At 60.5% G+C, this 11,839-nt stretch carries 10 protein-coding genes; 9 read left to right on the plus strand and 1 reads right to left on the minus strand.

What is annotated here, in order from left to right:
- Window positions 1-17: 17 nt before the first annotated feature.
- Window positions 18-299 (plus strand): M48 metallopeptidase family protein, encoded by a 282-nt coding sequence (locus AC07UR_RS03490; protein ID WP_268833701.1) that lies wholly within the window; start codon window positions 18-20, stop codon window positions 297-299.
- 12 nt (window positions 300-311) lie between these two features.
- On the opposite strand, the gene AC07UR_RS03495 is transcribed toward AC07UR_RS03490, so the two are convergent.
- The gene (locus AC07UR_RS03495; RefSeq protein ID WP_209787393.1) at window positions 312-1,247 is read right to left on the minus strand and encodes an HNH endonuclease; all 936 of its coding nucleotides are present in this window, start codon (window positions 1,245-1,247) and stop codon (window positions 312-314) included.
- A gap of 358 nt (window positions 1,248-1,605) precedes the next feature.
- Here AC07UR_RS03495 and AC07UR_RS03500 point away from each other — a divergent pair, with 358 nt between their 5' ends.
- The 8 genes from AC07UR_RS03500 (at window position 1,606) to AC07UR_RS03535 (ending at window position 11,801) form a co-directional block, all read left to right on the plus strand.
- Entirely contained in the window at window positions 1,606-2,832 is a 1,227-nt protein-coding gene (locus AC07UR_RS03500) for a hypothetical protein (protein WP_209787392.1), read from the plus strand.
- 337 nt (window positions 2,833-3,169) lie between these two features.
- Window positions 3,170-4,237, plus strand: a complete 1,068-nt coding sequence (locus tag AC07UR_RS03505) for a hypothetical protein (RefSeq protein ID WP_209787390.1) — start codon at window positions 3,170-3,172, stop codon at window positions 4,235-4,237.
- Window positions 4,238-4,352: 115 nt separating this feature from the next.
- On the plus strand, window positions 4,353-4,880 hold the full coding sequence (locus AC07UR_RS03510) for a hypothetical protein (RefSeq protein ID WP_209787388.1): 528 nt from the start codon (window positions 4,353-4,355) through the stop codon (window positions 4,878-4,880).
- Window positions 4,873-6,837: an AAA family ATPase gene (locus AC07UR_RS03515; RefSeq protein ID WP_209787386.1), complete on the plus strand. Its 1,965-nt coding sequence runs from the start codon at window positions 4,873-4,875 to the stop codon at window positions 6,835-6,837. Before AC07UR_RS03510 ends, AC07UR_RS03515 begins: the two co-directional genes overlap by 8 nt.
- Entirely contained in the window at window positions 6,834-7,610 is a 777-nt protein-coding gene (locus AC07UR_RS03520; RefSeq protein ID WP_209787384.1) for an ATP-dependent metallopeptidase FtsH/Yme1/Tma family protein, read from the plus strand. Before AC07UR_RS03515 ends, AC07UR_RS03520 begins: the two co-directional genes overlap by 4 nt.
- Before the next feature lie 42 nt (window positions 7,611-7,652).
- Complete coding sequence (locus tag AC07UR_RS03525) at window positions 7,653-8,591, plus strand: DUF429 domain-containing protein (RefSeq protein WP_209787382.1); 939 nt, start codon at window positions 7,653-7,655, stop codon at window positions 8,589-8,591.
- A 319-nt stretch (window positions 8,592-8,910) separates the two neighbouring features.
- Window positions 8,911-9,225 (plus strand): hypothetical protein, encoded by a 315-nt coding sequence (locus tag AC07UR_RS03530; protein WP_209787380.1) that lies wholly within the window; start codon window positions 8,911-8,913, stop codon window positions 9,223-9,225.
- 239 nt (window positions 9,226-9,464) lie between these two features.
- Entirely contained in the window at window positions 9,465-11,801 is a 2,337-nt protein-coding gene (locus AC07UR_RS03535) for a hypothetical protein (protein ID WP_209787377.1), read from the plus strand.
- The last annotated feature ends 38 nt before the right edge of the window (window positions 11,802-11,839 follow it).

Raw genomic sequence — 11,839 nt, forward strand, 5'->3', positions numbered from 1 at the left:
CCTGCCTCACGCCCGCAATGCGCCTGAAGCGCCGAGTGGACGCCTGGACGGTGAGGTTGCGGGTAATGCCGCGCCATGTCCGGGTCCAAAGGATGACCCGGAAGTGGGGCTCTTGCTCGACGTCGGGGATTGTCACGTTGGCGATCGATCTGGACGAGCAGCCAGTGGACTTTCAGGATTTTGTCATAGCACATGAGCTGCTTCATCTTCGCGTGCCGAACCACGGTCGGCTTTTCAAAGCGCTCATGACCACCCATGTGCCGAATTGGCGGCAATTGGATCTGCAGAGGCGGAAATAATTTCCGCCACCCTTATCCCTTAAACATGTACTCGCGATGATACTGCAGGAACTGCGAATGCGGTCGTTCGTCCCCCCGTGTCGGCACGAGCAAGCGCCGCTCCGAGTTGATCAGCCGCGTGATCGTGTCGGGAACACCCCCGCCCGCAATCAGCAGACTGTAATCGTCATCGACTGAAATCAGCCCACGATCAAACATCCAGTGCACAGTTCCCGACAGTGCGAGGCCGTTGCGAACGCTGTCCGGCCCACCGTGTGCCACCGGGCGAATGTGGGCCGCCTGGACTTCCGAGCGCCCACCACCATTGATGAGCTTTATGCCGGTGACGGCGCAGGTGTCGTGGTAGGCCGCCTTGATGGCAGCAGAGAAAGCGCGGTCCCGGAAGGGGCGTTGAAGCACTTGGGTGACGATACGGCGATCGATGCTGTCGGCCCCGTAGGGCATCTGCGGGTTTTCACCAAATCCGACGCTCGCTTCTTCGGCCGGATCTGGCGTCGGCCGTTCGCGGTCTCGCTTCCCGAGGACATGCGCGAAGCCCGCGGCGAGGATCAGGTCATATTCGACGTCGGGAATGTTCCGGACGGCGCGGCCGAACGCCCCCTTGTTTGTCGAGCCATCCTCCTTGCGCAGGCCGCTCTCGTAATAATGATCCGCTTCTTTGAATGGGACGGCATGATCGAAAGGCAGAAAGTCCTCCATCAGCGCGTAGAAATGATCGGGTTTCGAGGGATCTTCGATGATGTCGGCAATGCGCGCCGTCGCGAAATACGCCTGTCTGCCACCGGTCTTCATCAGGTCGCCGCTCGGACGCCGCGGTTCATAATAGACGATCCAGTCGCCGCGGGCCGCCTCGACCTGACGTAAATAGGTCCGCGGAAAATGATACCGCTCTTCCGGCAGATCGTCGTAGGTCGGGTCGACCTTGGTCGTGAGTATGGCCTTGGCCATCGGATGAATGTGCTCTCACTCTGCAAAACAGGCTGTGGGACCTTGTTACCAGGAGGTAGGCTGACTTGAAAAGGCCCGGATGCTCCCACCTTTTCAGCCCCGACTCGAGGGGAGACTGTGCACGCATTAATTGCAGTTGTTACTTTCGCGCCCCGAAGTAAAAGTTTTTTTATTGATGCAGTCATAGCGGATATTTAATGAATATATAGGTATTAATTTGAATATTAAATGAGTTTTTACTTGGATACAATTTATTGCAAAACTTACAATTGCTTCCTGTTCTCTGGGTGATCTGAGATAATAGAGGGGTAGAAGCGGATATGCTTTTACGATCTTTCCTCTTACATGGAGACCCCCCATGGGCAACACTACCGACGCATTCGCTCTCGCATCCACCGCCGCCACGTTCTACGAAGTCTATCCTCTCGCCGAGGAGGCCAAAAGCCAGCTCGAAGAGACGGCCTTGTTCCTCATCAGCGTGTCGCGCCGTTCGACCGAAGAAACCTTCAAGCTCGGCGAGCATCTTGAACGCGCAGCCGGGCTGCTCCCGGAAGGAACCTTGGAAAGGTGGGCGGTCGAGCGCTGCGGCTACACCGCGCGCCACGTCCGGACCCAGCGCGCTGTGTTTCGCAACCTGGCTCGTTACAAGGACATTCTGGTGGAAATGGCCGTCGGCCCGACGGTTCTTGGAAAGCTGAGTGCTGCGGAGCCCGAGCAGATCGAGCAGGCTATTGGCTTCGCCGCCAAGAACGGCAAGCTCAGGGTCCAGGACATCGCAGCGATTATGGCTGGCTCGAAGAACAATGCTGAGGCCCGGCCGCAGATCGATCCGTACGATGTCGGCGGCCTTGACGGTCTCAAAGCGATCATTGCGATCAAGGTCCGGGATGGCATCAAATCCTTCGTCGGACACATCGAGGAGATCCGCGCCCATGTTTGCGAGGCGCTGCCGAAGAAGAACATCGTCAAGAAGGCCCTTGCTGAAAAGACACATCTGACGGCGCGCGTCGCTCATAAGGAACTGGAGAGCCTGGCGCAGTTCGTTGAGCCCTATCCAACCGCAGCATATGTGATCTCCAATACTGCCCTTCCAGGCAAGTCTGGTTGGGCCGCGGTCAGCAAGCTGCTCTACAAGATGGGCAGCGAAACGACGTGGCCGGATAAAGGTGAGCTTCGGACTTGGTTGGAAGCAGATGTCGTGCCGATCCTGGAGTGGGCCGTCTCCAAATCACGTGCCCCGGCCTGGTCAGGTGTCGAAACCAACGAAGCTTCGAGTGCGAGCGTCGCTGTCGCGGTTGATGCGGCCGAGCCGGTTCCTGCGGATGCCAGTGGCAGCCCCGATTTGGTAGTTGCCGATACCCGCTTGATGAAAGAGAGCCTGACGTCAATCGCTGAGGCTTTTGGAGCGACAGCCACGATCGAGGCACCTAAGTCCAAGCGCACATCGAACGCCGACATTCCTTCCGTCGCTGAAGCACTTGCCAGGCCTGAAAAGCGCCTGACGCGTCCGGAGATTATCGACCGGATCAAGTCCGAGTCGAGGATCGGTACGAAATCCGCAACGCCACCGAACGCCGCCGCGTAATGTGCTTGGCGCAAGACCGGACGACTGGAAGCCCTGCTTTCCCACCAAACTCGAAAGGGCCGCATGTCGGCCCTTTTCTTTTTGCCTCGGTATGGCGGCGCGAACTCGCTTCCCGGCGAATTCGATCGCCCGACAGCGTCATCGGTCATAGGCTTTGTGAGCCCGCCATTAACTTTGTGCCGGCTTTGTTCTAAATTTGCGTTCCGGGTCCTTGAGCCCGGCTCCCGGTCCTGCCAGGTTAGGGCTGTTCGGAAGACCGAACACAAAACGGCCCAAGCCAGTGTTTGCACCACTGACAAGGGCCTGACCCTCAGCCTTCGTACAAAGGAATCGGGCTATGACCACGTTTACATCGACACTCCCCGCCGGGGAAGTTCTCCGTTCGACCGCCGCCGCGGCCTCCATGTTCTCCCAGCGTCCGTTCGGTCCCGGTGCCCGGGCCGGCATCCACGAACCGGCCGCACTGCGCCGCCATCCGCATATCGTTCGCTTCGCCGAGGTCGAGGCCGATCTCGATCTGCTGATCGATCGCGCCATCGCCGCCATCGCCGACGGCGAACCGATCGACGACGAGATCCTCGGCCACTACGTTCACATCGCCTCGCTGGTCCGCGCAGTCTCGTTCCGGGAAGGCAAGCTGCTCGAGCAGGCGGTCGAGCGCCTGGCGAAGGCCAACCCGAACATCACGGTCCTGACCCAGTCGCTCAAACTGCCGCTGGTCAAGGCGGCGCTCGAAGCCGTTTCCGGAAACGACTGGTCCTGCCTCGATGGCATCAAGCTCGACTGCGAGGCGCCAGCCAAGGGTAGCTATACGCCGGACCTGATCGTCGTGAACCGCGCCCGTCGTACTGCCTACATCCTCGACCTCAAGCGTTCGCTCGCTTCCTATGGCGACACCAGCCGTCTGGAAGAGTTGAAGCTGAAGATGATGACGTCGGCGATGGTGCTTCCGGATTGGCTTTACAAGCACCACAAGCGCATGATGGTTGACACCGTCGAGGTCGCCATCATCGATGGCGCCAGCCGCCCGAGCGATCATGCCACCGGCATCTGGGCTCTGTCAGAGATCGACGACCTGCTGGAGATCGACGGTGTCGCCGCCTGCATGGCCGAACTGCGTCTCCGCTTTGGCCGCCGTGTGCAACAGCTTCTCGAAGCCGAAGCGCGTAAGGCGCTGGGTGTGATGGCAACGGTCGCGTTGGGTGCGGCGCATTCCTCGACGATGCCGAGCAAGTCGCTGATCGCATTGAACGGTCCGGCACGCAGCTACGAGGATGAGCAGGCGATTGCCGCGCGGGACGAGGACGATGGCGACTGCGATCTCGGTTACTTCGACGACGATCAGGACGAGCCGGAACCGGTCCGCATCCGGGTCGGCTTCGCCCGCCGTCCCCGCCGGCACTGACAGACCGCTCGGATAACGGCACTGAACACAGCCGAGCCGTCTAGCGCGCGGCCGGATTCCCATTCCTCCATTCCGAGAACGCCGGATGCCGATGTGCTCCGGCGAGGAGATCCTCATGTCCATCGATACCCGCAATCCGTCTGTGGCCGGCTTCTGTTGTGAAGCGGTCACGCCTGATACCGTCGCTCCGCTTTGCGTTCACAGCAGGCTGGCGAATATCCCCGACTCTCAAGCCCCTGGCGTCGGTTACGCCGATGGCAGCCGCGACCATCCCGCCGTTCTGATCGGCCTCGCGCTCGCCTGCGTCCGGCAAGGTCCACTGGTGCCCGTGCCTCTGACGGCCAAGTTGAGTGTGCTTGCCGATCATGACGACGCCGCCTGCCGCCTCGTGCTCGACTGGCTTAGAAACCGCAATCGGCATCTCGGTCTGCTCTCGGACGAGTTGACCCGGTCGGCTCCGGCTGCCATGTCGGCGAAGACACAGGCGCTTTCTCGCTCTATCGGCGAGCGCGTGGAGGCAACCTTCGCGAAACCGGGTCACCTTGATGGGCGACGGCGCATCCGGACAAGGCCGCGTGATCCGATGCTAAACCCCGAAATGGCAATTATTGCTGCGGAGACCGGAGGGCGCGCCGATGGATAAACTCGCTCGTCTGCTCGTCCATCGTCTGCGGCATCTCGCTCGCCGCGAGGCACGCCGGGTCGCCCTGCGCAACGGTCTGCTCGAAGCCAGGATCGTTGATGTCGATGGTCATGTGCTTTGCCGCTACACACCAGCCTTCGACACGGCTGGGCTGACCGGCGATCTGGTTCGTGATGGTCTCTGGTTCCGGCGGCATTTTGGCACGAGGCTCGTCGCGCCGAACAAGAAGACCAACCTCACACCCGGCAGAGGTGGCGATCTCGCCCTGGCGACGGAGGCTGATGGCGAGACGCTTCCGTCGCCGCTGGTGGTCTTCCCCCTGAAGCGCCGTAGCGAGACCGCGCAGGACGCGTCCCTGAGTAACGACATTGATCGACGTGCCTACTCGGTTCGGCTTGTCGATCTGGCAGCCGCCTCCCCACTGGTCAGTCATGTCGTGGCAGCGCTGGTGTTGGCGCGCGCGGTGCGCAGTAGCGGACGGTCGCTTCGGGAAATCGTTCACACCCTGACCCATGTGACGCCGGTCGTCACGCTCCATGCGCCGCTTGACGGCTTCGAGCGGGAAGTGCTGCGGCTCCTCGAAAAGTCCCGGCTGGTGCCGGGCGGTCCGTTTGCAATGATCGAGTCAGATCTGATGTTCAATGACGATCACTTCGATGTCCTTGAAGGTGAGCCGCGCAGTTGTCTTATGACATTCTCTGGCGCAGGCCTGCATCGCGTCACCGGCAACGCCTTGCGTCGACGCATGATCAGCGCGTTGTCCCGCGACTTCCCGATCCTTGCCATTGCCGAGAAGCGATCGGACATTCCCACGCTTCTGCGCATCTCCGCCGACCTGTCGCTCGCAACGGGTAAACTCGATCGGAGGTTCGTCGCTGATCTGGTCGAGACACTTTATCCGGACACGGCAATCGAAAAGCTAGGCCTGCCGTCGGATTCGCATGCGCGTTGGCTGTCGCTTGAGGATCTGGTCCTTGCGTTCCGGCCGGGACGGCATGTTCGCGACGTGCTGCATGTCCTTGCCACGCTGATCGAACGCAATCGCGGCGACTCCGAGAAAGAGGACGTTGATGGCAAGGGGGCTGGATCGGAGCCCTCCACGAAATCCGACGAGAAGGCGTCAGGATCGGACGAGAAACCGAAGGCTTCCGACAGTGACAGCAATAGTCGCTGGAAAAAGGACAAACCATCAGGCGCGGACGTCATCCAGCCTGAGCCATTGCTGACGACAGGAGAGATCGGTGGGAGGTCAGCGATGACGGTCGAGACGCTCTCCGGATACGGCAGGGCCAAGGGCTGGGCGCTCGATCTCAAGGCTGACCTCGATGACTACCGGGCCAGCATCCTCACCTGGTCGGAGATGAGCACCAAGCTGTTGCTGTCTGGCCCGCCCGGGACCGGCAAGACCACCTTTGCTCGGGCGCTCTGCAACAGTCTGCAGGTCCCGCTGGTCGCCACCTCGGTCTCGACCTGGCTGCAGGGTGGGCATCTGAACGATGTCATCGACAAGATGGTCAAGACGTTTGTCGAGGCGCGCGTCATGGCGCCGGCGATCCTGTTCATCGACGAGATCGACGGCATCGGCAAACGGCAGCCGGCGGAGCGTGAGTATTCCGACTACTGGAACGCCGTGGTCAACAAAGCGCTGGAACTGCTCGATGGTGCCGTGAAAAACGAAGGGCTGATCATCGTCGGCGCCACCAATCGTCCAGACGATATCGACGAGGCGATCAAGCGATCCGGACGGCTGGAGACCCATATCGAAATCCCCAAACCCGATGTGCCGACACTCGCGGACATCCTGGCTCATCATCTCGGTGACGATGTGCAGGCTCTGTTCCGGGGGCCGGTACCAGGCGCCGAGCGAGAAGCCAACGACGGATTCTCGCTGAGGAGGATCGTCGCCGACCATCTGAGGGAGGAAGCAGAAAGCGAACGGAACGGAGCAACCCGATGACAGCGACGCAGAACATCAATACGACCGAAACGCCGACCGCCGCGCACCAGGCCAATCCCGCCGACTCGATCCTGCGGCGTCTCGCCACGCGCGCCATGGGACTGACAGGCGCCGATATCGAACGCATCGTCCGGGAAGCGCGACTGAAGGCGCGTCGTGGCAAGCGGGCGATCAGCTACGAGGACATCGAAGAGGGCATTCGCGGCAATCGTCCACCGGTGCCCTACGATCTACGCTGGCGCTTTGCCTTCCACGAGGCCGGGCATGCGGTTGTTCATCACGCCCTCGATCTCGGACCCGTCCGCGGCCTCAACATCGACACCGGGCTGGGTGGCTACAATCTCGTCGGCTTCCACTTGTGGGCGACCGATACCCGTGACTGGTACGAAAACATGCTGACCATGCTGATGGCCGGGCGGGCCGCCGAGCTACTGGTGCTCAAGCGCGTCTCGAGCGGTTCCGGTGGCGCCGACAACAGTGATCTGGCGCGAGCCACGCGGATCGCCTTCGACATGGAGCGGACCTTGGGCTTCGGGGCCGAGCATCCGCTCCTCTATCGACCCCATCGCGATCCGGGAGAGGTGTTCGTTCGTGATTCCGAACTGGCCGCGCGCGTCCATGCCAGGTTGGAGGTGGCGCTCGATCGCGCGACGGCGATCCTCAGGAAGCGCAGGCCGACCTTTCATGCCCTCGCCAAGGCGCTGTTCGATGCCCAGGCAATGGATGAGACGGCGGTGCTGCAAATCCTGACAGACGGTGATCTGCCACCCTAAACCTGATAGTCATGCGGCCGATGAGGATAAGCGGAGTGCAGGATGAGCGTCGCGGTTGTCGCCCATTGCGATTGGAGCATGGCGCAGAAAAAGCGCTGGATGGCTGTGGCCATCAAACGCGGCGGAAACTGGCATGTTCAGCCTCCGGAACTCGTCGGTGACACGTCGAGCTTGTTCGACCGGCTGCAGCGTCGCGCCGTAGATCCTGGCTCGCTCCTCATCGGCTTCGACTTCCCGATAGGCCTGCCGGAGGCCTATGCACGAGCAGCCGACATCGGCTCTTTCCGGGAGGCACTGGCATCATTCGGCTCCGGGATCTGGTCGGATTGGTACAATGTTGCTGATCATCGCGACCATATCTCGCTGCAGCGCCCGTTCTATCCCGTCCGCCCAGGTGGCACGGCGCGTGCCCATCTCTTCTATGCCCTCGGGATTTCTGACGCGTCATCGCTCCTTCGCATCTGCGAACGGGCGACCGCCGATCGGCAGGCCGCCTGCATGTTGTTCTGGACGCTTGGCGGCAATCAGGTTGGCAAGGGTGCGATCTCGGGATGGCGGGAAATCATCGTGCCGAGACTGAATGAGATCGGGCTGTGGCCGTTCGATGGAAACTTGGCCGAACTCGCGGGCAGCCAGCCGGTCATCGTCACGGAAACCTATCCCGGTGACGTGTACCGTCGGCTCGGCATGCCCCGAAGTGGATGGAGCAAGCGGCGCCAGGCGGACCGGATTGTGATGGGACAGACTATGTTGCCCTGGCTTGCAACGCGGCCGAATCTCGATACCAGTCTGCTTCAGCCGTTCATCGATGATGGTTTTGGCTCGGACAAGGCAGGCGAGGATCGTTTCGATGCCGTGGTTGGACTGCTGGGCATGCTCGATGTCGTCGGCGGCCGGAGGAGTGAAGGCATTCCAGCAATTGGGGCTGTTCGCAAATGGGAAGGCTGGATCCTCGGACATCATCGTGGTGATGTGACGTGACTTGAAAAAAGGTGCGGCACGTTGGCGGCAACTCACATCAAGTCTCCGGCACCCTGAAACAAATTGCGCTCATTTGATTCCGACTCCCAGATTTTTGATTCGGAACTCGAATACGACGATTCACCAACGCCGTTCGAGGTCGAACAGGTCGTCTTGACGTGAGATGACGTGCCCGCAACTCGAAACAAATTGTGGTCATTTGATTCATAGTTCAGCGCCGTCGATTCAAATCCCGATATTTCCGATTCTGCCGAACAAGGCTTGCGCCGGTGGACCGGTCCCCTGACCATTGAAGAGGTTAGGCACCGGGAGGAACAGCATGAACCTGAAGGCAGCAAGGCAACGACAGAAGGCGTTTCGCGACGCCAACAGAAGGGCGAAGCGGCCTGACAGGGATGATGTTGCCCGGGTGGCGCTGTTCTGGCTAATCCGGCGGGCGATCGAAATGGGTCAGCAGATGGAGCTGGAGAAGTTCCAGAGCAAGATCGTCTCGATGCTGGCAGACCAGGGGTTCGATGAGCGCGAATCCGACGCAGTGTTCGACGACCTGGTCGCCAAGTACCGTACGGGTGGCTTGCCGTTTCGCAGGAAAATTCACCTGATCTATCCCGACGGCTTCGACGAGGAGGATTGAGCGCGCCCACGTCCATTTGGTCTTTTGGCATCGGCTCTGCTTGCCCGCCGAAGCCGATCAACGCCTAACGGCGTTTGACGGGATTACGACTGCTCCCCCCATTACTTCGTAAAACGCCGTTTGATTCTGAATCGGATTTCCCGAGAAGCAGGCGGCTCCAATCCTTCCTTAATTCGCTTCGCTTAGCTCGGCCGGCCCCTCCTCGTGGAGGGTCCGAGTAACGAACATCATGAAGTGAAATGACCAAGCTAACTGCAATCAAAGCCTTCCAGCGTAAGATCGACGCCTATTGCGAACTGCGCCTCTCGACCGCCTTCTCCAGCGCCGAAGCCGAAGCCCTTAGGGCATACATGCGGCGACTCATCGAGCGGAGGTGCGGGCCGCCCAGGACGGCGGGCCGCACCGAGTGGGATGTCGTTGCCCGCATGACTGGGGTCGATGTTCGATCGCTTGCATCCCATCACCGTTTGATTGACCCCGGCTTTGATGCCATCGTTCGTTGGAACCGGGACGGCGGACAAACTGCTGAAGCGGCGCAAGAGGGCCTCCCGAAGCTCGGAGACGCACCGAGGTCAAAGAAGGCCAGCACCGAGAAACCGAAGCCGATAATCAAGTCGGCACCTCCGAAAATTGCGCGTCCCCAAGTTGCCGCCGCGGTGCATTCGCCTAGCGTGAAGGTCGAGTTTCCGGAACCCTTGTTTCGAGAGTGGGATGACCCTGCCGATTTCGCCGCCGCGCTTCAGCTTCACATGCGTCGCCACGGTGAGACCTACTGGGTTCTCTATCGATCGGTGGTGCGACCTGATGAGCCCATGGACAAGAATACGCTGCTGAGTTGGATCGAAGGTCGGCGTGTCCCGCGCAGCACCGACAGCTTCGATGTCCTTGGCCGTATCGAACGCCGTTACCGCCTCCCGGAAGGCTATTTCAAAGCGAAGCTGCCGCACCAGTCACGATCGGCGTCCGGGTTTAATCTCTCGGGTATCGATCCTGCGGAGCGACGGAGGATCGCATGGCATCTGCCAGATGACTTCAATTCTCTTCCGTTCGCCAAGCGCGAGGAAATCCTCGATTGGGTCCGTCGCGTCATCATCAGCGGGTCGACGGACTATCGCAAGTTTCAGGCTGCCGCGGCGAAGCAGCGCTATGCCATCCGCTTTCCCGGCGTATCGTATGGTGGGCGCGCGCCGCGTGATGGAAAGATCGCGGTACCGGCCAACTATGAGGAGACTTGGATTGAGGATCCCGACCTGTTGTCCGGCGTCATCGATGCGCCGCCGACACTTGCCATGGAGATGGCCGATCTGGTTCGCTTCAAGACATCCGCGCTGACCTCGATTGGATTTCAGCGAAATGGTGTCTGGGGCGAGGAAACTGCTTCCCAGAAGATCGAGCATCTCGGCCTGATGTTCGGCGCACTTGCGGCGTCAAAGGCGGGAGAGATCAAGGGATATGGGGTGCCACTGCGTCAACTGACCTTCGGGCTGCTAGTCTTTCCTGGCGTCTGGGACTGGTATTTGCAATGGCGCGAAAGCCGCCGGGGCTTCTATACGGCGTGGGAAGTTGACATGCTGCGGATCGCCTTGGCAATCACCAAGGAAAGCACCGGGTGGCTTCGGCAACATCCTGAACTCTTGGCGCGTGTCCAGCCTATTGCCGGTCTCGTCTCGCAGAACGAGATCGATTATGCCCGGGAGGACTGGCATGGCGCCTGCGAGGATTTTCACAAACACGCATCCCACCGTGTCAAAGAGATCCAGCGCATCGCCCGGGTGCATCGTGATCCCTTCGAGCCGATCATGCCCGTGCTTGAAGCCGACAGCCCGGTCGGCGAATACCGGAAGATTACCGAAGAGATCATCCGCCTGATGCCTGACGAGGAGCGCTATCCGCGTCCGGCTGCCGAGGCGGTTCGCTCGTTCCTCATGCTGAGGCTAGGGCTGCATCTCGGGCTTCGCCAGAAAAATCTGCGGCAGTTGATGCTATGCCCACGGGGACAGATGCCGCGTCCGGAACGGGTGCTCGAAAAGCTCAAGCGCGGAGAAATCCGCTGGAGTGACCGAGACGGTGGCTGGGAGGTGTTGATCCCGGCAGTGGCTTTCAAGAACGCCCATTCGTCGTTCTTCGGAGACAAACCATTTAGGCTGGTGCTGCCCGATCTGCTCGACCTCTACCGCCACATCGATGACTACGTCGAGCGGCATCGTTCGGTCCTTCTTAAAAGTGCTGCCGATCCCGGGACGTTTTTCGTGAAGACGGTCAAGATAACGAGTACCGACGCAGCCTACGACATCACCAGCTTCTATGAGGCATGGCGGCTCACGATCCAGCGCTATGGGATCTACAATCCATACACCGGCCGTGGGGCGATTAAAGGTTTGTTGCCCCATGGGCCTCACAACATTCGTGATGTGCTGGCGACCCACATCCTGAAGCAGACCGGCTCATACGAACAGGCGAGCTATGCGATCCAGGATACGGCGGACATGGTGGCAAAGCACTACGGCCGGTTCCTTCCGCAGGACAAGGCGGCATTGGCTGCACGAATTCTCAATCAGGTTTGGGAAGCGGCCTAGTCACGCAGCATGCCCGGGGCGGAAATCATTTCCGCCCC

It is taken from the genome of Ensifer sp. GW821-FHT05G01, from assembly GCF_059419585.1.

Excerpts from the sequence above, each read along its gene's own strand:
- AC07UR_RS03490 (WP_268833701.1), top strand. The coding sequence starts at position 18 with ATGCGCCTGAAGCGCCGAGTGGACGCCTGGACGGTGAGGTTGCGGGTA.
- AC07UR_RS03495 (WP_209787393.1), bottom strand. The coding sequence starts at position 1,247 with ATGGCCAAGGCCATACTCACGACCAAGGTCGACCCGACCTACGACGAT.
- AC07UR_RS03500 (WP_209787392.1), top strand. The coding sequence starts at position 1,606 with ATGGGCAACACTACCGACGCATTCGCTCTCGCATCCACCGCCGCCACG.
- AC07UR_RS03505 (WP_209787390.1), top strand. The coding sequence starts at position 3,170 with ATGACCACGTTTACATCGACACTCCCCGCCGGGGAAGTTCTCCGTTCG.
- AC07UR_RS03510 (WP_209787388.1), top strand. The coding sequence starts at position 4,353 with ATGTCCATCGATACCCGCAATCCGTCTGTGGCCGGCTTCTGTTGTGAA.
- AC07UR_RS03515 (WP_209787386.1), top strand. The coding sequence starts at position 4,873 with ATGGATAAACTCGCTCGTCTGCTCGTCCATCGTCTGCGGCATCTCGCT.
- AC07UR_RS03520 (WP_209787384.1), top strand. The coding sequence starts at position 6,834 with ATGACAGCGACGCAGAACATCAATACGACCGAAACGCCGACCGCCGCG.
- AC07UR_RS03525 (WP_209787382.1), top strand. The coding sequence starts at position 7,653 with ATGAGCGTCGCGGTTGTCGCCCATTGCGATTGGAGCATGGCGCAGAAA.
- AC07UR_RS03530 (WP_209787380.1), top strand. The coding sequence starts at position 8,911 with ATGAACCTGAAGGCAGCAAGGCAACGACAGAAGGCGTTTCGCGACGCC.
- AC07UR_RS03535 (WP_209787377.1), top strand. The coding sequence starts at position 9,465 with ATGACCAAGCTAACTGCAATCAAAGCCTTCCAGCGTAAGATCGACGCC.